Below are 23715 nucleotides of genomic sequence, written 5' to 3'. Positions count from 1 at the left end.
AGTCTTAAGGTTGCCAGTCGAGTGTCGCGAGACACCTGCCCGAGAAATAGGCCACGGACCCGGGCGGGCCCGGGTCCGGTGACAGCGCGGCGCCTGGAAGGCGGATGCCTTCAGTGCGCCAGGGTCATGGAATTACTGCGCTTCGTCGAAAATGACGGTGGTATAGACTTCCTGCACGTCGTCCAGGCCTTCCAGGGCGTCGAGCAGTTTTTGCATCTTGATGGCGTCTTCGCCGGCCAGCTCAGTTTCGTTCAGGGCCTTCATGACGATGCCGTCGACTTCGGCCTTCAGGCCGGCGGCGTCGAAGGCGCTGCGCACGGCGGCGTAGTCGGGCGGGGCGCAGACGACTTCGATCACGCCTTCTGCGTCGGTCGTGACGTCTTCGGCGCCGGCCTCGAGGGCGGCTTCCATGACCTTGTCTTCTGGCGTGCCAGGCGCGAACACGAATTGGCCGCAGTGCTTGAACATGAAGGCCACCGAGCCTTCCTGGCCCAGGTTGCCGCCGTTCTTGGCGAAGGCGTGGCGCACTTCGGCGACGGTGCGGGTGCGGTTGTCGGTCATGCAGTCGACAATGACGGCCGCGCCGCCGATGCCGTAGCCTTCGTAGCGCACTTCTTCGTAGGCGTCGCCGTCGGCGCCGCCCGCCCCGCGCTGGATGGCGCGCTGGATGTTGTCCTTGGGCATGTTGGCGTCGGTGGCCTTGTCCCAGGCCATGCGCAAGCGCGGATTGCTGTCCGGGTCGGGGCCGCCGGCGCGCGCCGCCACGGTGATTTCACGAATGATCTTGGTCCAGAGCTTTCCGCGTTTGGCGTCTTGGCGGCCTTTGCGGTGCTGAATATTGGCCCATTTGCTGTGTCCGGCCATGGCTTCCCAGATAAATTGTCTGCAAAAACGGCATTTTACCGTGCCGGCGGCCTGTGCGCCCGGGACCCCGTCGCCTGTGTCCATATTGCCACGCACAAGCGCCACGGCAGGCTCTACACTTGGGCATCTGATACCCCCCGGCCCGGAGAGTTGCCCATGCCCGACCCCATCGTCATCGCCAAGAACGCGCAGACCGAGTTGGCGCTGCTGCCCGCCCTGGCCAACCGGCACGGCTGCATCACCGGGGCCACCGGCACCGGCAAGACCGTCACCCTGCAGGTACTGGCCGAATCCTTTTCCCGCCTCGGCACCCCGGTCTTCATGGCCGACGTCAAGGGCGACCTGACCGGTATTTCGCAAGCGGGGGCGGCCAGCCCCAAGTTGCAGGAACGCCTGAAAAACCTGGGCCTGGCCGAGCCGGCCTGGGGCGCCAGCCCGGTTTCGCTATGGGACGTGTTCGGCGAGCAGGGCGTGCCGGTGCGGGCCACCATCACCGATATGGGCCCGCTGCTGCTGGCGCGCATCCTGGAACTGAACGACACCCAGGAAGGGGTGCTGACCCTGGTTTTCAAGGTGGCCGACGACGAAGGCCAGTTGCTGCTGGACCTGAAAGACTTGCGGGCCATGCTGCAGAACGTGGCCGACCGCGCCGCCGAACTCAAGACCCGCTACGGCAATGTGTCTTCGGCCAGCGTCGGCGCCATCCAGCGCGGCCTGCTGGCGCTGGAATCCCAGGGGGCCGAGAAATTCTTCGGCGAACCCATGCTGGACGTTGCCGACCTGATGCGCACCGACGCCCAGGGCCGCGGCATCGTCAACGTGCTGGCCGCCGACAAACTCATGCAGGCACCGCGGCTGTACGCGATTTTCCTGTTGTGGCTGTTGGCCGACCTGTATGAAAAGCTGCCCGAAGTCGGTGACGTGGAACAGCCCAAGCTGGTGTTTTTCTTCGACGAGGCGCACCTGCTGTTCAATGACGCACCGCCGGCACTGCTGAACAAGATCGAGCAGGTGGTGCGACTGGTGCGTTCCAAGGGCGTGGGCGTTTATTTCGTGACACAAAACCCGCTCGACATCCCGGATACCGTGCTGGGCCAGTTGGGCAACCGGGTACAGCATGCGCTGCGCGCGTTCACGCCGCGTGACCAGAAGGCCGTCAAGACCGCCGCGCAGACGATGCGGCCCAATCCCGGCCTGGATATCGAAGCGGCCATTACCGAGTTGGGCGTGGGCGAGGCCCTGGTGTCGCTGCTGGACGCCAAGGGTCGGCCGATGCCGACCGAGCGCGCCTGGATTGTGCCACCCGCCAGTCGCATTGGCCCCGCGACCGACGCGGAACGCCAGGCCTTGCGCCAGGCTAGCCCGATGACGACGAAGTACGGCCAGGCCATCGACCGCGAATCCGCCTACGAGGTGCTGGCCGGGCGCGCGTCGGCGCCCGTCAGGCAAGACCCGGCAGCCCCCGTGCCGACGGCGGGGGCGCCGTCGCCCGCTCCAGCCCCGGAAGACAAGGGCGGCGGCTTCATGGATGGCCTGAACGATGTCCTGTTCGGCTCGACGGGGCCGCGCGGCGGCAAGCGCGACGGTGTGGTGCAGTCGGTCGCCAAGAGCACGGCGCGTTCCATTGCCCGCGAACTCGCCCGCGGCATACTCGGTTCGTTGCTGGGATCCAAAACCCGCCGCTGAATTCTGTATTCCATCTCTGGAACACCCGCATACCCCCAAGTTTTGTAACTGGGGGTATTGCGTTGCCGCCATTTATGCCTATGATTCTGGGCGGTGTAACCCAGGAATCGAAAGGACAGAGCGGTGGCGAAGAAACACAAGATTGCAGTGCTTCCCGGAGACGGTATCGGCAAGGAAGTCGTGCCGGAAGGCCTGAAGGTGCTCGAGGCCGTCGCGACGCGCTTTGGCATCGATTTCCAGTGGGACCACTTCGACTGGAGCTGCGATTATTACGCCAAGCACGGCAAGATGATGCCGGACGACTGGCAGCAGCAGATCGGCCAGCATGAGGCGATTTTCTTCGGTGCCATCGGCTGGCCCGCCACCGTGCCCGACCACGAGGCCCTGTGGGGCTCGCTGTTCAAGTTTCGCCGCGAATTCGATCAATACATCAATTTGCGTCCGGTGCGTCTGATGCCCGGCGTGCCGTCGCCGCTGGCCGACCGCAAGCCTGGCGAGATCGATTTTTTCATCGTTCGTGAAAATACCGAAGGTGAATACTCCAATAGCGGCGGCATCCTGTTTGGCGGCACCGAACGCGAAGTGGTCATCCAGGAAAGCGTATTTACCCGCATCGGCGCCGACCGCGTGCTGAAATTCGCGTTTGAATTGGCACAAAAGCGGGGCAAGCACCTGACGGCGGCCACCAAGTCCAACGGCATTTCCATTTCGATGCCCTGGTGGGACCAGCGGGTGGCCGATATCGCCGGGAACTATCCGGATGTGCGCTGGGACAAATACCACATCGATATCCTGTGCGCGCATTTCGTGCAGCACCCCGACTGGTTCGATGTGGTCGTGGCGTCGAATCTTTTCGGCGACATCCTTTCCGATCTGGGCCCCGCCTGCACGGGTACGATCGGCATCGCGCCGTCGGCCAACCTGAACCCGGAACGCAAGTTTCCGTCCCTTTTTGAACCTGTGCATGGCTCCGCCCCCGACATCTACGGCAAAGGCATCGCCAACCCGATCGGCCAGATCTGGAGCGGCGCGCTGATGCTGGACTTCCTGGGTTACCCCGAGGCCTCGGCGGCCGTCGTCCGCGCCATTGAAACCGTGCTGGCCGATGGCCCGCGCACGCGCGACATGAAGGGCACGGCTTCCACCGCTGAAGTAGGCGATGCCATTGCGTCGCTGATCGCGGCGGGCTAGCCGTGCGTTTCGAGGGGGCCGAGGACATGGTCGACTCCATTGCTTCTACCTCCACTCAGGTGGGTGGCAGCCGGGCCGACCGTTTCGCTCGCAAGCTGTTCCGCATGATGCGGTCGCGCACGCAGCGGCATAACCAGCATCTGTGGCCGTTCGTTCGCATCTGGCGCAATTCGGCCGGGGTGATCAGCGGCTTTCGCGCCTTTGGCCGGTCGTTGCCCATCACGCCGCTCGAGCAGGGCTACGACCCGGCCGACGACGAGATGCACCTGATCCTGAGCGGACCCTCTATCGCCGAGATTCCCTACGACCGCCTGAAGATCCGGGCGGCCATGGGGGTGAACGGCTCGATCGCGCTTGCCCGCAAGTTCGATCTGCCGTTCAAGTATTACTGCATCATCGACCAGAACTTCGTCCGAGATCGCATTGATCTGGTGCGCGAGATCGTCGCCTGTGACCTGACGCTGTATGTGTTGCCCGAAGTGCTGCGCTACATCATGCAGGGCATTCCGCAAGAGTTGATCCGTTGCCGCATCTGCATCATCGAGCTGATCTCCGAACGCGCCTACCAGCGTAGCGCGGCGCCTGCCGTGCTCAAGCGCATGGTGGCGGCCTCGCCCGATCTGCAACTGCTGGACGCGAAGCAAGGGCTGGGCTACAGCTTCAATGCGTCGCTGGGCGTGTTCGACGCCGACACGGTGGCCTACGTGGCGCTGCAAGTGATGATTTCAGGCGGGGCGCGCAGGGTGTACCTGCACGGCCTGGACCTGACGTTGCAGCACGGCATGCGCTTCTACGACGAAGGCGCCACGCCGCAGACCAGCCGCCTGGCGCGCAATTTTGCCCGCCTCATCGAGCCGTCGTTCCGGTTTGCCGCGCAGCAATGGCGCGGCCGCGGCGTGTCGGTGATCAACCTGTCACCAGTCAGTGCGATACCGCCGGATGTGATCGAACGGCAAGACTGGCAAGCCTTGCTGAAGAACTGAAAAAAGGGCCTGGCAATTTCTTGCCAGGCCCTTTTTTTCACCGAGTGTGCCGTGCGCGTCAGTGGGCGCCCGCCGCGGCTTCGGCCGCACCGCCGCCACCGCCCGCCTTGGCCGAGCGCGGTTTGGCGAACCAGACCAGGCCGATCAGCATCAGGAAAATCACCGCCGAGGCGTAGAACACGTCGACGGCCGACATGGTGAACGCCTGGGCATTGATCATGCGATCTACCGTGCTCAAGGCCTGCTCGTGGGACATGCCCACGCCGTTCTGCAACGCGTTCAACGTCTGGTCGAACGCCGCCTGGCCGGGTTTGGCGGCCTCGGTCAGCTGCGAGTGGTGCAGGGTGGCGCGGTTTTCCCAGAGCGTGGTGGCAATCGACGTGCCGAACGCGCCTGCGGTCAGCCGCAGGAAGTTCGACAGGCCGGAGGCCGCCGGAATGCGCCAGGGCTCGATGCTGGACAGCGTGATCGAGGTGAGCGGCACGAAGAACGCCGCCATGGCCGCGCCCTGGATGATCGTCGGGATCATCAGCGTACGCACGTCGGTCTGGGTGTTGAAACCCGACCGCATGAAGCAGACCAGGGCGAAGATCATGAACGCGGCCGTGACGATCTGGCGCGGGTCGCGGGTGGCCAGCATCTTGCCCACCATGGGCGTCAGCAGGATCGCGAGCAGGCCCACGGGCGCCGTCACCAAACCGGCGTAGGTGGCGGTGTAGCCCATGTAGCTTTGCAGCCAGAGCGGCAGCAGCACCACGTTGCCGAAGAACACGCCGTAGGCGACCGCCAGCGTCACCGCGCCGACGGTGAAGTTGCGGATCTTGAACAGACGCAAGTCCACCACCGGATGCGCGTCGGTGAGCTCCCAGATCAGGAAGAACACGAACGCGACGAAGGCGATGGCCGCCAGGGCGATGATGGTGGGGCTGGCGAACCAGTCCAGTTCCTTGCCCTTGTCCAGCATGATCTGCAGCGAACCCACCCAGACCACCAGCAGCACCAGGCCGAGCTTGTCGATAGGCAGCTTGCGGGTGAGCGATTCGCGGTTGCCGTAGATGCGCCAGCTGATCCAGGCGGCCAACAGGCCTACCGGGACGTTGATATAGAAGATCCAGGGCCAGGTGTAGTTGTCGGAAATCCATCCGCCCAGCAGCGGCCCGGCCACGGGCGCGACCAGGGTCGTCATGGACCAGACCGCCAGTGCCATGCCCGCCTTGGACTTCGGGAAGCTGGCCAGCATCAGCGTTTGCGACAGCGGGATCATCGGGCCGGCCACGGCGCCTTGCAGTACGCGGAAGGCGATCAGGGCTTCGAGCGACGGCGAGAAGCCGCACAGCCAGGAGGCCAGCACGAACAGTAGCGTGGAGATCAGGAACAGCCGCACCTGGCCGAAACGCTGGGTCAGCCAGCCGGTCAGCGGCACGGTGATGGCGTTGGCGACGGCGAACGAGGTGATGACCCAGGTGCCCTGGCTGGAACTGACGCCCAGGTCGCCGGAAATCGTCGGGATGGAGACGTTGGCGATCGAGGTGTCCAGCACGTTCATGAACACCGCCGTGGACAGCGCGATCGATCCGATGATGCGGGTCGCGCCTTCCAGCGGCGGGTAGGTGCCGGGCGGGAGTACGGTCGGTTCGGCGGGGGCGCCGCCGGCCGCGGGCTGTGCGGGGGTGCTCATGGGAGCGCTTCCTTACTTGGCGCTGCGCGCCGAGCCTTCTTTGCTGGCGGGCGACTGGGCCGCCTGCGGGGTGAATTCGTCAGAGGCGAGGTTGGCCTGGATGATCTTGTTGATCATCGCGTCCACTTCGTCATGGGCAGGTTCAAACGCGCGGGTCGACCAAGCCGGTTCCTTGCGGGCGGCGGCGGTCAGGGCTTCGCCTTCCTGCTTGCCCACGTCCACTTCGACGTCCATCGACAGGCCCACGCGCAGCGGATGCGTCTTCAGGTCGTCGGGGTTCAGGGCGATGCGCACGGGTACGCGCTGCACCACCTTGATCCAGTTGCCGGTGGCATTCTGGGCGGGCAGCAGGGCAAAGGCGCTGCCCGTGCCGGCATCCAGGCCGGCGATGGTGCCGTGATACGTGACCGAGCTGCCGTACAGGTCGGCCACCATCTTGACCGGCTGGCCGATGCGCATCTTGCGCAGCTGGCCTTCCTTGAAATTGGCTTCGACCCAGACCTGGTCCAGCGGCACGACGGTCATGAGCGCGGCGCCCGGGGCCACGCGCTGGCCCACCTGTACGCTGCGGCGGGCGATGACGCCGCCGACGGGGGCGGGCAGCACGGTGCGCGATTGCGCCAACCACGCGTTGCGCAGGCCGGCGACGGCCTGGCGGACGTCGGGGTGGTCCGCCACGGTGGTGCCTTGGGTCAGGGCCTGGTTGGTGGCCAGCTTGGCGCGCGAAGCGGCCAGCGCGGCGCGGGCTTGCGCCAGGCCGGACTGGGCGGTTTTCAGGGCGGCTTCGGCGTGCAGGATTTCTTCGCCGCTGACACCGCCGGACTTGGCCAGTTGCTGGCGGCGGCTGACGTCGCTCTGGGCGCGGGTCAGTTCGGCCTGGGCACGCAGGATATCGGCATTGCGCAGGTCGACATCGGCTGCCAGCGCATCGTTCTGCACGTAGTAGGTACGGACCTGGCGCACCATCTGCGCCAGCTTGGCCTCGGCCTGTTGCAGGGCGACTTCGGTGTCGGCCGGGTCCAGCCGCACCAGCGGCTGGCCGGCGGCGACCGTTTCGGTGTCGTCGGCTTCGATGGCGATGACCGTGCCGGGCACTTGCGGCGTGATCTGCACCAGGTTGCCGTGCACATAGGCATCGTCGGTGCTTTCGAAGTGGGCGCCGAACAGGGCCCACCAGATGCCGTAGGCGATCGCGAGGATGATGAAGACCCCGGTCGCGGTCAGCAGCAGGCGTTTGCGGGCGGGATTGGTCGTAGGAGTAGTGGCTGCGTTCATGACGTCTGAATCCGGAGCGTTCAATGAGTGGAGTTCGTGGCGGGCGCGGGCTGGGTAGCGGGCGCGGGGGCGTAGCCGCCGCCCAGCGCGTTGGCCAGGTTGGCATCGAGCTGGTAGGCGCGGATGCGCAGGTCGGTGTCCAGGCGGGCTTGCGTCAGCACGCCGGTCTGCGCGATCAGCACGGTCAGGTAGTTGCCCATGCCGGCCTTGTAGCGGTTGACCGCCAGTTCGTAGGCGGCCTCGATGGCTTCGCGGGCCTGGTGCTGCTGGGTTTTTTCTTGCTCAAGCAGGCGCAGGCCGTCCAGCGCGTCGGCCACCTGGTGCACGGCGTCCAGTACGGTCTGGTTGTAGTCAGACACCGCCAGATCGGCGTCGGCGCGGCGGCCGGCCAGGTTGGCGTTCAGTTCACCGCCGTGGAAGATCGGCAACGTGACGGCCGGGCCGATGCCGGCGGTGCGGCTGGCGGCGCCCAGCAGGTTGCCGGTGCCCAGCGCCTGGAAGCCGACGAAGGCCGCCAGGTTGACGTTGGGGTAGAACTCGGCGCGCGCGCTGTCGATCTGGTGGCGCGCGGCTTCGGCGCGCCAGCGGGCGGCAACGACGTCCGGGCGATGACCCAGCAGGTCCAGCGGCACGCTGTCCGGCACGCCTCCGCCAGGGGCGGTCAGCGATACGGCGACCAGCGACTGGCCGCGTTGCGGGCCCGCGCCGACCAGCGCCGCCACCTGGTTGCGCAATTGGGCCAGGGTGGTTTCGTTCTGGGTCAGTTCGACCCGGCCGGCGGCCAGCGACGATTCCGCCTGCTTGACCTCGACCTGGGTATCCAGGCCGGCCGAGTAGCGGCCGCGCGTCAGCGACAGCACGTCTTCGCGCTGCGTCAGCACGCGCTTGATGACGTCGCGCTGGGCAAACGCGTTCTGCAGATTCAGGTAGGCGCGCACGGTGGCGCTGGCCAGCATGTTGCGGGCGGCCTGGGCATCGGCTTGTGCCGCGGACTGTTGCGACACGGCGGCCTGCAGGCGCGAGCGGTTCTTGCCCCAGAAGTCCAGCTCGTAGCTGAAGTCCAGCGCCAGCCGGTTGTCGCTGACGACCGACCCGCCCAGCGGCGCCGGGTAGATGTAGTCGCTGGACAGGTGCTCGCGGGTCAGCGAGTAGTCGGCGTCGACCCGGGGCAAGAGGGGCGCGCGGGCAGTGCCGACCGCGGCATTGGCCTTGGCCAGGCGCGCCTGGGCGGCCGTCATGGACGGGCTGTTGGCCAGCGCTTCGTCCATCAGCGTGTTGAGCTGGCTGTCACCGTAGCGCTGCCACCACTGTGTTTCGGGCCAGGCGGTGGCCTGGGCAGTCAATCCCAACTTGGCTTCGTCCAGGACCGCGACGGGCGTGGGCCCGGGTTCCATCAGGGCGCAACCGCTCAGGGCAAGCACTAATGCGGTAGAAAGAAGGCGTTTCATCCTGACAATCTGCTGAAAGTAATTGATTAATCTGTATTTGCCTAGGCAAATATTACGTCAAATAAAGCCCCTGTCTCCAGGGGCGGCAGGCGCTCGTTGAAGCGCCGTCAGCGCTCGGGCGCGACGCCGGATGCGGAGCCGTTGGCGATCATGCGGCGCATGAAGTGCATCAACTGCGCGACTTCATCGGTGGAAAAACCCCGCAGGTGGTGATTCAGGACGCGGGCGATGTTGGGCGGAATGTTGCGCGCCTTTTCTTCGCCGAGTTCGGTCAGTTCGATCTTTACGACACGCCGGTCCTGCTGGCTGCGGGCCCGCTGTAGCAGGCCTTTGGCCTCGAGGCGGTCGAGTGCGCGGGTCATGGCGCCCGTGTCCATGCCGTTCAGGCGGGCCAGTTCGGCGGGCGTGTCGGCGCGGCCCAGGTACAGCATGGCGATGGGCCGCCATTGCATGGCGGTCAGGTCGAGCGGCGCCATTTCCTGATCCAGCATCCGGTTCAGGGAGTTCGCGACCAGCTTGATCAGGTAGCCGGCGTTATCCTCTGTCATGCAGCGGGTGTCCCCGCGGTAATGAATCGGATTTTCGGAAGAATCAGGGCGTGACGAGGCATTCATGCTGCGAATTTTACTGCCTAGTCAGTAATTGTCAAGGCTGCTATTTGGGGACGCCCTCCGGGGCGTTTTCGGCCGCGGCAGGCGCCTTGCGCAGGCCCGACCAGACAATGGCCGCCACGATCAGGGCGGCGCCGGCCATCATGCGCACGGTGGGCTGCTGGCTGAACAGCACCCAGGCAAAGGCGATGGCGTAGACCGGTTCCAGCGCGATCACCAGGCCGGCGCTGCGCGCATTCAAGCGGGTCAGGCTGGAGACGAACAGGAAATGCGACAGGCCGGTGCAGAACACGCCCAGCAGCGCCAGCCAGAACCAGTCCACGGCGGGCAGGGCGGGCAATTGGCCGGCCGCGAACGGCAGCATGACCAGCGCCACGATCAGGTTCTGCCAGCAGGCCACCTGCATCGGATCCATGCCGGATGCCGAACGCCGGTTGCTCAGGGCGAGCAGGGCGAAGGTCAGGCCGGACAACAGGCCCCAGGCCAGGCCGATGGTGCCCTGGTCGGCCAGGTCGAACGACGGCGTCACCAGCACCAGCCCGGCGGTGACCAGGCCCAGCAGCAGCCATTCGGCCAGCCGCACGCGTTCGCGGAAGATCAGGCCTTCGAACAGCGTGATGAAGGCGGGAAAGCTGGCGAATCCCAGGGTGGCGATGGCAATGCCGCCCACTTTCACTGAAATGAAGAAGGTGACCCAGTGCGCCGCCAGCAGGGCGCCGGCCACCACCAGCACGAACAGCTGGGCCGGGGTCAGGGCGCCGAGCAGCGGGCGGCGGCGCATGCGGGCGAACAGGCCCAGCGAGATCACGGCGAAGACGGCGCGTCCCAGGGTGATGACCGCCGCGCTGGCCTGGATCAGCTCGCCGAAAACGCCGGTCAGGCCGAACAGGATGGCAGCGATATGGATGTAGGTCAGGGCGCGATGTCGGGTCATTCGAGGCGGAAGGCGAAGGCGGAAAGCGGCTAAAAAAGCGCGGCCGGGCGTGCAATTGGACATGCACTGAATCTAAAATCATCGCATGAATCGCATTGCCAGGCTTTTGCCGGTCTCCCGTCCCTCCAGCCGCGCGGCCGGCTTTTTCATGGCCGCCCTGGGCGCCGTCCTGTTTTCGGGCAAGGCCATCGTCGTCAAGTTCACCTACCGCTACGGTATCGACGCGGTCACGCTCATCGCTTTTCGCATGCTGTTCGCCATGCCCTTCTTCGCGGCGGTGGCGTGGCACCAGTCGCGCCTGGCGGCCCGCGGCCAGATCGTGGTCATGACCTGGAAGGAACGCCTGCAGGTCTGCCTGCTGGGCCTGCTGGGGTATTACCTGTCCAGCTTCCTGGATTTCCTGGGCCTGCGCTATATCACTGCCAGCCTTGAGCGGCTGATTCTGTTCCTGTCGCCGTCGCTGGTCGTGCTGCTGTCCGCGTTCTGGTTCAAGCGTCCGGTCGAGCGGCGCCAGTGGCTGGCCATGGGGCTGTCTTATGCGGGCGTGGTGCTGGTGTTTGCCCATGATCTCAGCTTCGGTGGGTCCGCCGAGGTGCTGACAGGGTCTTTGTTCGTTTTCGGTTCGGCGCTCAGCTATTCTGTGTACCTGATCTGCTCGGGCGAACTGATCAAGCGCGTCGGGCCCACGCGGCTGGTGGCCTATGCCATGCTGGTGTCCTGCGTGGCCTGCATCGTGCAGTTCTTCGTGGTGCACCCCGCTTCCGTGCTGGTCCAGCCCCTGGGCGTCTACGGCTATTCGATCATCCACGCCACCCTGAATACGGTGGCGCCCGTCTTCATGCTGATGTGGGCGGTGGCTCTGATCGGCGCGCCGACTGCGTCGCTCCTGGGCATGATCGGGCCGGTGTCGGTGCTGTTCCTGGCGTCGTGGTTCCTGGATGAACCCGTTACCGCATGGCAGTTGGCCGGCACCGCGCTGGTCCTGGCTGGCGTATTCGTATTGATGGGGGGCGGGGCTGCCAAGCCGCCGCCCGCCGCGCCGGGCGGTTCGGCCCCCGCGCGCTGAAGTCTGGTTTTCTCGGTTGATTCGCAACATTTCAATGAAAGGAGGCCAGCATGGCCAGCAATCTCGTCAAGGCAATCCGTATCGAGCAGCACGGTGGTCCCGAAGTCCTGAAACTCGTGGAAGTCGAAGTGCCGCCGCCCGCCGCCAATGAGGTCACCGTCGACCAGCACGCGGCCGGCCTGAACTTCATCGATATCTATTTCCGCACGGGCTTGTATCCCCATCCGCTGCCGCACGGCCTGGGCTTCGAGGGCGCGGGTGTGGTCACCGCCGTGGGCGCCGACGTCAAGCACCTGAAAAAGGGCGACCGCGTGGCCTATGGCCAAAGCCCGATCGGCGCCTATGCCAAGGCCCGCAACGTGCCCGCCAACCAGGTCGTCAAGGTGCCCAAGGGCATCGGTTTTGACGAGGCCGCCGCCCTGATGCTCAAGGGCCTGACCGTGCAGTACCTGTTCCGCCAGACGTACCGCCTGCAAGGCGGCGAAACCATCCTGTTCCACGCGGCCGCCGGCGGCGTGGGCCTGATCGCCTGCCAATGGGCGCGCGCCCTGGGCGTGAAGCTGATCGGCACCGTGTCCAGCCCCGAGAAGGCCGAACTGGCCCGCGCCAATGGCGCCTGGGAAACCATCGACTACTCGCGTGAAAACGTGGCCGAGCGCGTGCTCGAACTGACCGGCGGCAAGAAGGTGCCGGTGGTCTATGACGGCGTAGGCAAGGACACCTGGGAAACCTCGCTGGACTGCATCGAGCCGCGCGGCCTGATGGTCAGCTTCGGCAACGCCTCCGGTCCGGTGGCGGGCGTGAACCTGGCGGTGCTGAACCAGAAGGGCAGCCTGTACGTCACGCGTCCGTCCCTGGGCGTGCACGTGAACACGCTGGAAAAGCTGCAGGCCGCCTCTGAAGAGTTGTTCGACCTGGTCCTGAAAAAGAAGATCAAGGTTCGTATCGACCAGCGCTACAGCCTGGAGCAGGCCGGCGAAGCCCAGACCGCCTTGGCTTCCCGCAAGACCACGGGCGCCACCGTGCTGATGCTGGACTGATCCTCCCGCCTGTCCTGCAGGTCCCGCAACGGCGGAACGCAATGCGCGTTCCGCCGTTTTGCCTGGGCGTGCGCACCGGGACAAAACCCCATGCACGGGCGGACAAGCCAGCGGGGTGACCCGTTGCTATCCTGGCTTCAACCTCATTCGTTGGAGCCCTCCGCATGCCGTCCGCCCGCCCCACCGCCAGCGCTTCCCCGTCCGACCGCCCGGAATTGGCCGCCATCCGCGAATTCATGCTTGTCGATGGCAAACCGCTGCGCGAAGGGCAGGGCGAACCCATCGCCGTCTTCAATCCCGCCACGGGCGAGGTCATTGCCCACCAGCTGGATGCCGGTCCGGCCCAGATCGACCTGGCCGTGCAGGCCGCGCGCCGGGCGTTCGCCGCGGGTCCCTGGCACGACATGCTGCCCGTCGGCCGCGAACGCCTGTTGCTCAAACTGGCCGACCTGGTCGAGCAGCATGGCAACGAACTGGCCCGCCTTGAAACCCTGAACAACGGCAAGCTGCTGGGCGTGGCCCAGGGGCTGGAAGTGGGCGCGGGTGCGCAGTGGCTGCGCTACATGGCCGGCTGGGCTACCAAGCTCACGGGCGATACGCTTGCGTTGTCCATCCCGTTTCCACCGGGTGTGCAGTACAGCGCCTATACCTTGCCGCAGCCGGTGGGCGTGGTGGCCGCCATCATTCCGTGGAACTTCCCGCTGTTGATGGCCATCTGGAAAATCGCACCGGCGCTGGCCGCGGGTTGCACCGTGGTGCTCAAGCCGGCCGAAGAAACCCCGCTGACCGCCTTGCGGCTGGCAGAACTGGTGCTCGAAGCCGGCTTTCCGTCCGGCGTGGTCAACGTGGTGACGGGCCGAGGCGAAACCGCCGGGGCTGCCCTGGTGGCGCACCCCGGCGTCGACAAGATCGCCTTCACCGGGTCCACCGAAGTCGGCAAGCTCATCGGCCGCGCCTCCATGGACGACATGAAGCGCGTTTCGCTGGAGCTCGGTGGCAAGTCGCCCGTGATCGTGCTGGACGATTGCGATCCCGACGTCGCGGTGCAGGGCGCCGCGGCAGCCATTTTCTTCAACCAGGGCCAGGTCTGCACCGCCGGATCGCGGCTGTACGTGCAAAAGGGCCTTTACCCCAAGGTCGTTCAGGGCCTGGCCGATCTGGCCGCCGGCATGAAGCTGGGCTCAGGCTTCGACCCCACCACGCAGGTTGGGCCGCTGGTGTCGGCGCGTCATCAGCAGCGCGTCATGGACTACATCGGCATCGGCCGTGCACAGGGCGGACGGGTATTGGCGGGCGGTCTTGCGGGCGAGGGCGCCGGCTATTTCGTACGGCCCACCGTGTTTGCCGACGTGTCGCCCGACGCCCGCATCGTCCGTGAAGAAATCTTCGGACCGGTGGTGGTGGCGCAGCCGTTCGACACGCTGGACGACGCGGTACGGCTCGCCAACGACAGCGCCTTCGGCCTGGGCGCCAGCCTCTGGAGCAACGACCTGTCCCGCGTCCAGCGCCTGATCCCCCGCATCGACGCGGGCACGGTCTGGGTCAATACCCACAACATGCTTGATCCCAACATGCCGTTCGGCGGCTTCAAGCAATCGGGCATCGGCCGGGAACACGGCCGCGCCGTATTGGATATGTATCTGGAAAAGAAGTCCGTTTGCATCGCTTACTAGACTGACGGCCGCGCGCATCAAGCCGGGATATACCGGCGTACGCGCGTGCCGCGACACCAAGGGGAAGGGCATGGCAGGCAAGACTATTTGCCGAGGCCGGGCAAGCGCAGCGTTTCTGCTGGCATGCTTGGCAACGGCGCAGACCGCATGGGCAGGAGACCCCAGCGCACGCGACTGGATACCCGCACCGGTGGGCACCAACATCATCGCCGGCTACCTGACGGGCCTGCGCTCGTCGGGCCTGTATTCGGCGGGCAAACGCGTGGACGGCGCCTCGGTGGACGTCGACGCCGTCATCTACCGGCAGATGCACTATCGCGAGTTCTTCGGCAAGACCGTGCAGCTGGAATTCATCGTGCCGATGTCCCGCACCACGATGGAATTGCCGGGCGCCTCGCGCGACCGCCAGACCGGCATTGGCGATGTCACCCTGGGGTCGGCCATCTGGCTCTACAACAACGAGCACACCAAGACCTGGTTCGCCTGGGAACCCTTTGTCGTGGTGCCTCTGGGGCGCTACGACGGTTCGCGTCCGGACACCTCGCCGGGCAAGAATCGCTGGTCCACCGTCCAGGACTTTTCCTTCGTCAAGGGCGTGGGGGAATCGACTTTTCTGGAAGCCATCGGCGAGGTCGAGATCTACGGACGCAATACCGACTGGATGAGCCAGACCCTGAAAAAGGATCCGTCCTTCCGCTTCTTCGCACTGGCCTCGACCAACCTCACGCCCAATACCTACACGGGCATCCGCTATCGCTTCGAGACCGGCGGGCGCGAGCGCGTCAGCGGAGAAACCGTCACCAGCCGCGCGCGCAACCACCAGCTGGCGCTGGAATTGACCCACCAGATCAACGACGCCAACCAGATCCAGATGCAGTACATCCACGACCTGAAGGTCGAAAACGGTCCGCGCATGCGGGGCGTGCAGATGCGCTACGTCTATGCCTTTTAGGAGCAACGGACATGACAGGAGACATCCAATGACTGCGCTTTGTGCGGATACACGCGGCCGGCAGACCGCGGCACGAGCTGGCCGGCGGGCCGGCGTTCAGGCGGGAAGATGGGCATTGTGCGCGGCCCTGGTCGCCGCGGCCGGCCTGGCCCGCGCCGACCTGCCCAACGAGGAACTCAAGGGCGGCACGCGCCTGCCGCCGGCCACGCCGCACCGGCTGTACGTGATGGATGCGGTGTTCAACCACCTGGTCGACAGCCGCATCAACATCTACGACGGCGATACGATGAAGTTCCTGGGGCTGGTGCCCGCGTCGTTCAATGGCCACATGACGGTGTCCGCCGACGGCAAGGACATCTACATCATGACCACCTACTACGAACGCCTGAACCGCGGCAAGCGCACCGACGTGGTCGAGGCCTGGGACGCCGAAACGCTGACGCCCAAGTACGAGGTGCCGATTCCCGAAAAGCGCGCCCAGGCGCTGAACTACCGCAACTACTTCCAGCAAAGCTCGGATGGCGGCCTGCTGTTCGTGCAGAACGCCACGCCCGCGTCGTCCGTGACCGTGGTTGACGTCAAGGCCCGCAAGTTTGCCGACGAAGTGACGGCCGCGGCCGGTTGCTGGAGCATCATCGTGCCGCCGTCGCGGCCACGCAGCTTTGCCAGCATCTGCGGCGACGGTACCTTCGTCACGGTGGACCTGGACGCCGCCGGCAAGCCATCGGGCCAGCAGCGCAGCAAGCCCATGTTCGACGTCGAGAAAGACCCGATCTTCACGCACACCGGCAACGTGGGCGACACCTTCTATTTCGTCTCGTACAACGGCAATGTCTACAGCGCCGATTTCAGCGGCCAGGACGCCAAATTCGCCGAGCCCTGGTCTTTGCTGGACAAGTCCGGCAAGGATCGCGGCTGGCGGCCGGGCGGCTACAACCTGCTGGCCGTGAATCGCAATACCAAGCGCCTGTATGTCGGCATGCACCCGAACGGCGTCGAAGGCTCGCACAAGACACCGGCCGCGGAAATCTGGGTCTATGACCTGGCCACGCAAAAGCGGCTGGCGCGCATACCGGGCAAGAACGCGCTGTCGATGTCGGTCTCGCAAGACGACAAGCCGCGCCTGTTCACGCTGGATGGCGGCAACGTCAACATCTACGACGCCACGCCCGCCGCACCCGTGTTCAAGGGCACGATCCAGGGCGCCGGCGAAACCGCGCTGCAGGTCGAACCGCAACCCGGAGGCGCCCAATGACCGATCCCGTCCTGCTTTACGCGGCCAGCGCCGCGCTGGCCTGCGTGCTGCTGCTGGGGGCGCTGGAAAAGCTCAAGGACATGACCGCGTTTGCCGCGGCCGTGGCCGCCTACGAGATCGTACCGGCAGGGCTGGGGGCCGCGTTTGCCTGGGGTTATGTCCTGGCCGAGGCCCTGGCCGGGGCATTGCTGCTGGCGCCCGCCAGTCGGCCGATGGGCGCCTGGCTGGCGTTAGGGGTGCTGGCCGTGGCGACGGCCGGCGTGGCGATCAACCTGGCGCGTGGCCGCCGCGATATCGACTGCGGTTGCGGCGGCCCCGCATTTCGCAGCGCCGCGGCGCGTGGCGCGGGCCTGTCCTGGTGGATGGTGCTGCGCAACGGCCTGCTGGCGCTGTGGACCTTGCCTGTCTTTGCTGCTGCCCAGGGGGCATCGCGCAGCCTGCAATGGGCCGATGCCGCTTCGGTCTTCGGCCTGGCCATGAGCGCCGTGGTCCTGTACTTCACTGTCAATCACTTGCTGGCTTCGCACCTGAAGCTGCAGCAGCTGCATCACTAGAACCAAGGAGCAACACATGGAAGCCTTGATCATCTCCAATTTCCTGCTGTGGGGCGTGGTGCTCTGCCTGCTGCTGGTCATTCTGGCGCTGTCGCGCCAGATCGGCGTGCTGTACGAGCGCGTGGCCCCGATGGGCGCGCTGACCATGGACAAGGGGCCCGCGGTCGGAGACGCCGCGCCGCGTTTCGAACTGCCTGACCTGCTGGGCCGTCGGCTGACCATCGGCGAACGCGGCCAGCACAGCCAGTTGCTGTTCTTCCTGTCGCCCACCTGCCCGGTGTGCAAGAAGCTCTTGCCCATCCTGAAGTCCGTGGCCGGCACCGAAAGCGCCTGGCTGCGCATCGTGCTGGCCAGCGACGGCGAAATGCCCGAGCACCTGGCTTTCTACCGGCAGGCGGGGCTTGAGCGCTTTCCGTACCTGCTGTCTACCGAGCTGGGCATGAAGTTCCAGATCAGCAAGCTGCCGTATGCCGTGCTGATCGACGAGACCGGCGTCATCCGCGCCAAGGGCCTGATCAATTCCCGCGAGCAGCTCGAAAGCCTGTTCACGGCCAAGGAACTGGGTGTGGCGTCGGTGCAGGAATTCCTGGCTGCCGGCTCGCTGGACGAGACCCGTATTTCCCGCAAGGAGAACAATAATGCTCTGGTTGGATAAGCTTGGCGAGCGCGCGACGCGCTCGATGGCGCACGCCACGTCGCGGCGCAGCGTGCTGAACCGCATTGGCAAGGTACTGGTAGGCACGGCGTTTCTGGTGCCCGTGCTGCCGGTGGCCCGGTCGGCGCCCGCAGCCGCCAAAAAGCCGCAAACGGACGAAACCGCCTGCGATTACTGGCGCTACTGCGCGGTGGATGGTTTCCTGTGTTCCTGCTGCGGCGGCAGCACCACGTCGTGCCCGCCAGGTACGTCGCCATCGGCCGTGTCGTGGGTGGGCACTTGCCACAACCCGATGGACGGCAAGGACTACCTCATCAGCTACAACGATTGCTGCGGCAAGACCGCCTGCGGCAAGTGCATGTGCGCAGCCGCCGAGCGCGAGCGGCCGGGCTACCAGATGTTCCTGCACAACGACGTCAACTGGTGCATGTCCAACGAGTCGTCCATTTTTCACTGCACGACTTCCGTGATCGTGGGATTGGCCAAGAAGCAGCCATGAACAGGGCAAGCTCGGGTTCCGGCAGACGGCGACGGCGCGGCGGGGGAGGCGCGCTGCCCGCCGCGGCAGCCATGGGGGTGCTGGCGGCTGCGGCTGCGCTGGCCGGTGAGGCGTCGACCTCCGGCGTTCCCTACGAGGCGCCTTCCTCCGCCAAAGCTTCCGTGGCGGGAAAGCCCGTGGCGGGAGCGCCCGTCGCCGGAGCGCCCGCCGCCGGAAAGCCCGTCGCCGGAAAGCCCGTCGCCACCCATTCCCCCGATTCCCTTGATGCGTTGCGGCAGGCCGCGCGTGCCGACTACGTGCTGAAATGCGCCGGCTGTCATCGGGTCGATGGCCGGGGGAGTACGCCGCATGGCATTCCGGATTTTCGTAATTCTGTGGGGGCGTTCGTGCATCTGCCAGCGGGACGCGAGTACCTGATTCGCGTGCCGGGGGCGGCGTACTCGCCATTGAGCAACGCGGACCTGGCGGCGGTATTGAACTGGGTGCTGCTGACCTTCAGCCCCGCTCAGCTTCCCACCAATTTCCAGCCCTATACCGAAGCCGAGGTGGCGGCCGCGCGCCCAAATCGCTATCCCGATGTGGTGCCGGTACGCCACGGCCTGGCGCAGGAACTGGCCAAGCAAGGGTTCACTTTGTCTGATTATTCCTACGGTAGCGCCCGGAAACCCTGAGACTGCGCGGTTTTTAGGGGTTGTCACGGATACTCCACGGCCGGCGCTCGGTGATAGAAAGAAGCCAGCCATTTGTTCCTAGCCGCGCGCCGGAGTCTTCATGTCCCATCGCCTCGTACGCAGCGCGCCCCAGCAGTTCCGGGATTGCGCCAGCTGGAAAGACAACATCAGCAACACCTTCGTGCCGCTGGAAGTGTCCGCGGCCAATCCGCAGCGTTTCCGCAGCAGCGTGGCGGTCGATTCACTGGGCTGGATGCAGGTCTGTGAAATGCATACGGGTGCGCAACGGGTACGCCGCACCAAGTTGCTGGCCGACCGCGCCGAGGCATCCGGCTACAAGGTGACACTGCAACTGGCCGGGCGCAGCGAAATTCGCCAGGCTGCCCGCAGCGCCTTGCTGATGCCGGGCGATTGGGGCATCTACGACACCACCCGGCCCTACGAGGTCGATGTTGACGACGACGCGCATTTCCTGGTCATGCAGGTGCCGGGCAAGCAATCCGAAGCCTGGCAGCCGTTCATCCAGAATGCGGTGGCGCGCAGTTACAGCGCCCGCCACGGTTGCGGCCGCATGGCCATGGACCTGCTGCGAGTGGCCCTGAGCGAACACGCGCACCTGTCCGATAGTGCCGCGCGAGACGCCGCCAATGCGGTCATGCAGATGATGGGGTTGGATATCAGCGAACGCGCCGGCGGATTGGCCGAGCAGGACCAGGTCGACATGCGCCAGGCGCAACTGCGTCGCGTGCAGCAATACCTGGTCGACAACCTTCACGATCCCGACCTGTCGCCGGCCAGCGCCGCCGTGGCTTTACGCGTGTCGCGCCGCTATCTGTACAACCTGTTCGCCCAGGCCGCCACGACACCGGCCGATTTCATCCTGAGCGCCCGGCTTGAGCGCTCGCGCCATATGCTGGGTGATGCCACGCACACGACACGGCAGATCGGCGACATCGCTTTCCGCTACGGGTTTTCGGACGCCGCGCGTTTCAGTCACGCGTTTCGCAATCGGTACGGCGTGTCGCCGTCGGAGTACCGGCGCGGACTTAGAGGTTTTCCTCGTTGATGAGGTCTTCCTTGCCGTAGAACTTCACCCCGATGTGGATGCGCTCGCGGCCCTGGGCGCGCCGATGGCGGTTGGTGTCGCGCAGCGAATACACGCAGCCGCAGTATTCCTGCTGGTAGAAATTTTCGCGCTTGCTGATTTCGATCATGCGGGACGAGCCGCCACCCTTGCGCCAGTTGTAGGTCCAGTAGATCAGGTCGTCGTAGCGGGCAGCGGCGCGCTCGCCGCAGCCGTTGATCTGGTTCATGTCTTTCCAGCGCGAGATGCCGAGCGAGCTGGTGATGGTGTCAAAGCCGTGTTCGTGGGCGTACAGCGCGGTGCGTTCGAAGCGCATGTCGAAGCAGGCCGTGCAACGCTCGCCGCGTTCGGGGGCGTTTTCCATGCCCTTGACGCGATCGAACCAGTTGTCCATGTCGTAGTCGGCGTCGATGAACTCGATGCCGTGCTGCTCGGCGAAGCGGATGTTCTCCTGCTTGCGGATCTCGTACTCTTTGACCGGATGGATGTTCGGGTTGTAGAAGTAGATCGCGTAGTCGATGCCGGACGCGGTCATGGCTTCCATGACCTCGCCAGAGCAGGGCGCACAGCACGAGTGCATCAGCACTTTGCTGCGGCCGGCGGGCAGGTCGAGTTTGGGGCGCACGAGTTCGGACATGGTCTGGCAGGCAAGTAAGGCGGAAAACTCCTTATTTTACGATGAGTTGCCGCTTTTGCACGGGACGCCCCTAGCCGGCGGGCGGGAGCGTCCCCGATTGTTCAGCCGAACACCGCCTGCCAGAGTTCGCGCACGGCGGCGCGCTCGGCCTGCAGCTGGTCGGGGGCGACCCGGGCCTTTTCCACGCCTTGCATGCGCAACTGGTGCTGGATGCGTCGCAATACACGGTAGGCGTCGCCCGCGCGCGCTGCCAGGGCAGGGTCGATCAGGCCCGCCTCGCCGGCCAGGCGCAACAGCGTGATGTTGCCCAGATTGCGCACCAGCACGGCGTGCGTGCCCGCATGGCACAGCACCAGGTACTGCGTCACGAATTCCACGTCGACCATGCCGCCGCTATCGTGCTTCAGGTCGAACTTGCCGCTGCTGTTGGGGTGGCCGGCGTTGATCTTCTCGCGCATGGCCAATACTTCGTCGCGCAGCGCGGCCGCATCGCGTGGCATCACCAGGATGGCCTCGCGGATTTGCTCGAAACGCTCGCCGACGGCTGCGTCGCCCGACGCGTAGCGGGCCCGAGTCAGCGCCTGGTGCTCCCAGGCCCAGGCGTGCTTTTGCTGATACTGCTCGAAGGCCTCGACGGACACGGCCAACAGGCCCGCATCGCCGTCCGGGCGCAGGCGCAGGTCGATTTCGTACAGGCGGCCTGACGAGGTCATGGTGGACAGCCACGAGGTCATTCGTCGGCCCAGCTTGGCATAGACCTCGGACGCGTCCTCGCGTGGGTCCTCGTACAGGAACACCAGGTCCAGGTCCGACGAATACCCTAGTTCCTTGCCGCCCAGCTTGCCGTAGGCGATCACCGCGAAATGCGGCGTGGCGCCCGGCAGCTTGTTGACCAGCGGCCAGGTGCGATGGATGGTTTCGGTGAGCAGCAGGTCGGCCAGCGCCGACAACTGGTCGGCCAGTTTCTCGACCGTCAGTTCTCCTTCCAGGTCTTGCGCCAGCAGCTGGAAGCTGGCCTGGCGCTGCACGTCGCGCATCAGGTTCATCTGGCGTTCGATGTCCGGATCGCCGTCGGGCAGGCGGCAGGCGTCCAGATCGGCGCGCAATTGCCGGGCAATCTGGGCGAAGTCCAGCGGTTCGAACAGGGTGCGCCAGTCGATCAGGCTGTCCAGCAGCAGTGGATGCTGCGTCAGGTATTGGGCCGCCCAGGGGCTGGCGGCGACCATGCGGGCCACCCGCGCCAGGGTGTCGGGATACTCCGCCAGCAAGGCCAGGTAGGCGCTGCGCTGGGCGATCTTTTCGATCAGGTCGAACAGGCGCACGGCCGCGTCCAGCGGGGCCGGCGTCTGGCGGGCGGCGCGCAGCGCGGCGGGCAGCAGGACTTCCATGCGGCGGCGACTGCTTTCCGGCAGGCTGCGGATGCGATGGCTGCCCAGCAGGGTTTCGGTGCGGCGCAGCAGGTCGTCCGCTTCGTCGCCGAAGGCTTGGCGGATCTGCTCGGCCAGTTCGCATTCGCTGTCGGGTTCGTCGGTCGCCGGGTCGCTTTGGGCATCGGGCGCATTGGCCGTGTCCTCGCTGTCCATGCCTACCATCCGGAACACGTTGCGGAAGGTCTGCGAGACGAATTGGCGGTGCGCGGCCAGGGTGCTTTCGAAATCTTCCGGGGTGAAGCCCAGCGCAGCGGCCAGCCCGGCGCGCAGCGTGGGGTCGCCGGGCAGCAGGTGGGTCTGTTCGTCTTCGCGGTATTGCAGCGCGTGTTCGGTGCGGCGCAGGAAACGGTAGGCCTCTTCCAGGCGACGCGCGTCGTCTTCGGGCACCAGGCCGGCGACGCATTCGGCGTGCAGCGCTTCCAGCAGGCCCCGCTTTTGCAGGGCCGGCATGCGGCCGCCACGGATCAGCTGGGCCAGTTGCACCACGAATTCGATCTCGCGGATGCCGCCATCGCCCAGCTTGATGTTGTTGGCGCTGTCGATGCCGTTGCGGGCCATGGCGCGCCGCTGCCAGTCCTGGCGAATGCGCTCGCGCAGGGCGCGCAGCGCGGCCAGCGCGTCGAAGTCGAAATATTTGCGGTACACGAAAGGCACGCGCAGGCTTTCCAGCTGGCGCGCCTGGGCCGCGCTGTCGCTGCCCTCGAACGCCTGGGCGGGCATCAGCCGCGCCTTCAGCCAGGCGTAGCGTTCCCATTCCCGGCCCTGGCCGATCAGGTAGTGTTCCAGCGCATCCAGGCTCCAGGCCAGCGGGCCGGCATCGCCGTCGGGACGCAGGCGCAGGTCGGTGCGGAATACCTGGCCGTTCGCATCCACCTCCGACAGCACGGGCATCATGCGCCGAGTCAGGCGGCCGTAGAACTCGTGGTGGCTGATGCGGCGCGGGCCGTCGGTGTCGCCTTCCTCGCCATACAGCATGATCAGGTCGATGTCGGACGAGACATTGAGCTCGCAGCCGCCCAGCTTGCCCATGCCCACGATCAGCATTTCCTGGGGCTGCCCGGTGGCCGGGTCGCGCGGCACGCCATGCACGGCAGCCAGGTCGGCCGCCACGCTGCGGTAGGCGGCTGCCACCGCCATGTCGGCCAGGGTCGTCATCGCGCCCACCACTTCTTCAAGCGGCGCCTGGCCAGCCAGGTCGCGCACGATCAGCGTGCTGAACACCCGTTCACGCAGCTTGCGCAGCACCTGGCGACACAGGTCCACCGGCAGCACGGCCGGCGCGCCGGGGCCTGCCAGCTCGGCCTGCCACTGCGCCAGCCGCTCGGGGGTGACCGGCAGGCGCACGGCGTCTTCCAGCCAGGCGGCCAGGTCCGGATGGGCGTCCAGGCGGCGGCGCAGGTGGCCGGACCAGGCCAGGGCAGGGGCAAGCAGGGAGGGCGTGGACATGGGTATCAGGCGAGAGACGAATGGGCGCGTTTCAGGTATAAGTGGGGACGATACCGCAAGACATATTCTCCTGCCCACCGATC

General features: G+C 66.0%; 21 protein-coding genes. 13 read left to right on the top strand and 8 right to left on the bottom strand.

Features of this window, described 5'->3' with window-relative positions; translation table 11 throughout:
* Window positions 1-132: 132 nt before the first annotated feature.
* The gene (locus tag AC3WMR_RS19300; protein WP_492266318.1) at window positions 133-864 is read right to left on the bottom strand and encodes a YebC/PmpR family DNA-binding transcriptional regulator; all 732 of its coding nucleotides are present in this window, start codon (window positions 862-864) and stop codon (window positions 133-135) included.
* A gap of 156 nt (window positions 865-1020) precedes the next feature.
* On the opposite strand from AC3WMR_RS19300, the gene AC3WMR_RS19295 reads away from it, so the two are divergent.
* The 3 genes from AC3WMR_RS19295 to AC3WMR_RS19285 all read left to right on the top strand — a co-directional run bounded on the left by AC3WMR_RS19295 (window position 1021) and on the right by AC3WMR_RS19285 (window position 4724).
* Entirely contained in the window at window positions 1021-2550 is a 1530-nt protein-coding gene (locus AC3WMR_RS19295) for a helicase HerA-like C-terminal domain-containing protein (RefSeq protein WP_492266319.1), read from the top strand.
* Between the two features lie 123 nt (window positions 2551-2673).
* The gene (locus tag AC3WMR_RS19290) at window positions 2674-3741 is read left to right on the top strand and encodes a tartrate dehydrogenase (protein WP_025135159.1); all 1068 of its coding nucleotides are present in this window, start codon (window positions 2674-2676) and stop codon (window positions 3739-3741) included.
* Between the two features lie 26 nt (window positions 3742-3767).
* On the top strand, window positions 3768-4724 hold the full coding sequence (locus tag AC3WMR_RS19285) for a WaaZ-like lipopolysaccharide core biosynthesis protein (protein ID WP_492266320.1): 957 nt from the start codon (window positions 3768-3770) through the stop codon (window positions 4722-4724).
* 58 nt (window positions 4725-4782) lie between these two features.
* Here AC3WMR_RS19285 and AC3WMR_RS19280 read toward each other — a convergent pair whose 3' ends face one another.
* The 5 genes from AC3WMR_RS19280 to AC3WMR_RS19260 all read right to left on the bottom strand — a co-directional run bounded on the left by AC3WMR_RS19280 (window position 4783) and on the right by AC3WMR_RS19260 (window position 10670).
* The gene (locus tag AC3WMR_RS19280; protein WP_492266321.1) at window positions 4783-6402 is read right to left on the bottom strand and encodes a DHA2 family efflux MFS transporter permease subunit; all 1620 of its coding nucleotides are present in this window, start codon (window positions 6400-6402) and stop codon (window positions 4783-4785) included.
* 12 nt (window positions 6403-6414) lie between these two features.
* Entirely contained in the window at window positions 6415-7677 is a 1263-nt protein-coding gene (locus AC3WMR_RS19275; RefSeq protein ID WP_492266322.1) for an HlyD family secretion protein, read from the bottom strand.
* A 20-nt stretch (window positions 7678-7697) separates the two neighbouring features.
* On the bottom strand, window positions 7698-9125 hold the full coding sequence (locus AC3WMR_RS19270) for an efflux transporter outer membrane subunit (protein ID WP_492266323.1): 1428 nt from the start codon (window positions 9123-9125) through the stop codon (window positions 7698-7700).
* A 107-nt stretch (window positions 9126-9232) separates the two neighbouring features.
* Window positions 9233-9739 carry a MarR family winged helix-turn-helix transcriptional regulator gene (locus AC3WMR_RS19265; protein WP_492266324.1) on the bottom strand — a complete coding sequence of 169 codons (507 nt, stop codon included), beginning with the start codon at window positions 9737-9739 and terminating at the stop codon, window positions 9233-9235.
* Between the two features lie 40 nt (window positions 9740-9779).
* Entirely contained in the window at window positions 9780-10670 is an 891-nt protein-coding gene (locus AC3WMR_RS19260; protein WP_492266325.1) for a DMT family transporter, read from the bottom strand.
* 85 nt (window positions 10671-10755) lie between these two features.
* Between AC3WMR_RS19260 and AC3WMR_RS19255 the strand changes: the two genes are divergently transcribed.
* The 10 genes from AC3WMR_RS19255 (at window position 10756) to AC3WMR_RS19210 (ending at window position 20101) form a co-directional block, all read left to right on the top strand.
* The gene (locus AC3WMR_RS19255; RefSeq protein ID WP_492266326.1) at window positions 10756-11736 is read left to right on the top strand and encodes a DMT family transporter; all 981 of its coding nucleotides are present in this window, start codon (window positions 10756-10758) and stop codon (window positions 11734-11736) included.
* Between the two features lie 50 nt (window positions 11737-11786).
* Window positions 11787-12776 (top strand): quinone oxidoreductase family protein, encoded by a 990-nt coding sequence (locus AC3WMR_RS19250; RefSeq protein WP_025135166.1) that lies wholly within the window; start codon window positions 11787-11789, stop codon window positions 12774-12776.
* A 164-nt stretch (window positions 12777-12940) separates the two neighbouring features.
* A complete protein-coding gene (gene styD, locus AC3WMR_RS19245; protein ID WP_492266327.1) occupies window positions 12941-14449 on the top strand; it encodes a phenylacetaldehyde dehydrogenase StyD in 1509 nt (502 codons plus the stop codon).
* 190 nt (window positions 14450-14639) lie between these two features.
* Window positions 14640-15401 (top strand): transporter, encoded by a 762-nt coding sequence (locus AC3WMR_RS19240; RefSeq protein WP_492266328.1) that lies wholly within the window; start codon window positions 14640-14642, stop codon window positions 15399-15401.
* A gap of 28 nt (window positions 15402-15429) precedes the next feature.
* Complete coding sequence (locus AC3WMR_RS19235; RefSeq protein ID WP_492266329.1) at window positions 15430-16656, top strand: amine dehydrogenase large subunit; 1227 nt, start codon at window positions 15430-15432, stop codon at window positions 16654-16656.
* Window positions 16653-17210, top strand: a complete 558-nt coding sequence (locus AC3WMR_RS19230; protein ID WP_492266330.1) for a MauE/DoxX family redox-associated membrane protein — start codon at window positions 16653-16655, stop codon at window positions 17208-17210. Before AC3WMR_RS19235 ends, AC3WMR_RS19230 begins: the two co-directional genes overlap by 4 nt.
* Before the next feature lie 16 nt (window positions 17211-17226).
* Window positions 17227-17865: a methylamine dehydrogenase accessory protein MauD gene (mauD, locus tag AC3WMR_RS19225; RefSeq protein WP_492266331.1), complete on the top strand. Its 639-nt coding sequence runs from the start codon at window positions 17227-17229 to the stop codon at window positions 17863-17865.
* The gene (locus AC3WMR_RS19220; RefSeq protein ID WP_025135172.1) at window positions 17849-18364 is read left to right on the top strand and encodes a methylamine dehydrogenase light chain; all 516 of its coding nucleotides are present in this window, start codon (window positions 17849-17851) and stop codon (window positions 18362-18364) included. Before mauD ends, AC3WMR_RS19220 begins: the two co-directional genes overlap by 17 nt.
* Window positions 18361-19035 carry a c-type cytochrome gene (locus AC3WMR_RS19215; protein ID WP_492266332.1) on the top strand — a complete coding sequence of 225 codons (675 nt, stop codon included), beginning with the start codon at window positions 18361-18363 and terminating at the stop codon, window positions 19033-19035. The genes AC3WMR_RS19220 and AC3WMR_RS19215 overlap by 4 nt, the downstream gene beginning before the upstream one ends.
* A gap of 100 nt (window positions 19036-19135) precedes the next feature.
* Window positions 19136-20101 carry an AraC-like ligand-binding domain-containing protein gene (locus tag AC3WMR_RS19210; protein ID WP_492266333.1) on the top strand — a complete coding sequence of 322 codons (966 nt, stop codon included), beginning with the start codon at window positions 19136-19138 and terminating at the stop codon, window positions 20099-20101.
* Here AC3WMR_RS19210 and AC3WMR_RS19205 read toward each other — a convergent pair.
* Both AC3WMR_RS19205 and glnE read right to left on the bottom strand, forming a co-directional pair.
* Window positions 20082-20756, bottom strand: coding sequence for an epoxyqueuosine reductase QueH (locus tag AC3WMR_RS19205; RefSeq protein ID WP_175192661.1), 675 nt, complete (start codon window positions 20754-20756; stop codon window positions 20082-20084). The two genes, AC3WMR_RS19210 and AC3WMR_RS19205, sit on opposite strands and share 20 nt — an antisense overlap.
* 101 nt (window positions 20757-20857) lie before the next feature.
* On the bottom strand, window positions 20858-23632 hold the full coding sequence (gene glnE / locus AC3WMR_RS19200; protein WP_492266334.1) for a bifunctional [glutamate--ammonia ligase]-adenylyl-L-tyrosine phosphorylase/[glutamate--ammonia-ligase] adenylyltransferase: 2775 nt from the start codon (window positions 23630-23632) through the stop codon (window positions 20858-20860).
* Window positions 23633-23715: the final 83 nt, after the last annotated feature.

Source organism: Achromobacter sp. FW305-C-28, from assembly GCF_058783235.1.
Note: the sequence above shows the minus strand (reverse complement) of the source record. Positions and strands in the feature narration are given on the sequence as shown.

Bases quoted from the DNA above. Each gene is read 5' to 3' on its own strand.
- AC3WMR_RS19220 (WP_025135172.1), top strand. From the start codon at position 17,849: ATGCTCTGGTTGGATAAGCTTGGCGAGCGCGCGACGCGCTCGATGGCG.
- AC3WMR_RS19230 (WP_492266330.1), top strand. From the start codon at position 16,653: ATGACCGATCCCGTCCTGCTTTACGCGGCCAGCGCCGCGCTGGCCTGC.
- AC3WMR_RS19270 (WP_492266323.1), bottom strand. From the start codon at position 9,125: ATGAAACGCCTTCTTTCTACCGCATTAGTGCTTGCCCTGAGCGGTTGC.
- styD (WP_492266327.1), top strand. From the start codon at position 12,941: ATGCCGTCCGCCCGCCCCACCGCCAGCGCTTCCCCGTCCGACCGCCCG.
- AC3WMR_RS19235 (WP_492266329.1), top strand. From the start codon at position 15,430: ATGACTGCGCTTTGTGCGGATACACGCGGCCGGCAGACCGCGGCACGA.
- mauD (WP_492266331.1), top strand. From the start codon at position 17,227: ATGGAAGCCTTGATCATCTCCAATTTCCTGCTGTGGGGCGTGGTGCTC.
- AC3WMR_RS19250 (WP_025135166.1), top strand. From the start codon at position 11,787: ATGGCCAGCAATCTCGTCAAGGCAATCCGTATCGAGCAGCACGGTGGT.
- AC3WMR_RS19265 (WP_492266324.1), bottom strand. From the start codon at position 9,739: ATGAATGCCTCGTCACGCCCTGATTCTTCCGAAAATCCGATTCATTAC.
- AC3WMR_RS19285 (WP_492266320.1), top strand. From the start codon at position 3,768: ATGGTCGACTCCATTGCTTCTACCTCCACTCAGGTGGGTGGCAGCCGG.
- AC3WMR_RS19210 (WP_492266333.1), top strand. From the start codon at position 19,136: ATGTCCCATCGCCTCGTACGCAGCGCGCCCCAGCAGTTCCGGGATTGC.
- AC3WMR_RS19205 (WP_175192661.1), bottom strand. From the start codon at position 20,756: ATGTCCGAACTCGTGCGCCCCAAACTCGACCTGCCCGCCGGCCGCAGC.
- AC3WMR_RS19255 (WP_492266326.1), top strand. From the start codon at position 10,756: ATGAATCGCATTGCCAGGCTTTTGCCGGTCTCCCGTCCCTCCAGCCGC.
- AC3WMR_RS19300 (WP_492266318.1), bottom strand. From the start codon at position 864: ATGGCCGGACACAGCAAATGGGCCAATATTCAGCACCGCAAAGGCCGC.
- AC3WMR_RS19275 (WP_492266322.1), bottom strand. From the start codon at position 7,677: ATGAACGCAGCCACTACTCCTACGACCAATCCCGCCCGCAAACGCCTG.
- AC3WMR_RS19260 (WP_492266325.1), bottom strand. From the start codon at position 10,670: ATGACCCGACATCGCGCCCTGACCTACATCCATATCGCTGCCATCCTG.
- AC3WMR_RS19295 (WP_492266319.1), top strand. From the start codon at position 1,021: ATGCCCGACCCCATCGTCATCGCCAAGAACGCGCAGACCGAGTTGGCG.
- AC3WMR_RS19280 (WP_492266321.1), bottom strand. From the start codon at position 6,402: ATGAGCACCCCCGCACAGCCCGCGGCCGGCGGCGCCCCCGCCGAACCG.
- AC3WMR_RS19215 (WP_492266332.1), top strand. From the start codon at position 18,361: ATGAACAGGGCAAGCTCGGGTTCCGGCAGACGGCGACGGCGCGGCGGG.
- glnE (WP_492266334.1), bottom strand. From the start codon at position 23,632: ATGTCCACGCCCTCCCTGCTTGCCCCTGCCCTGGCCTGGTCCGGCCAC.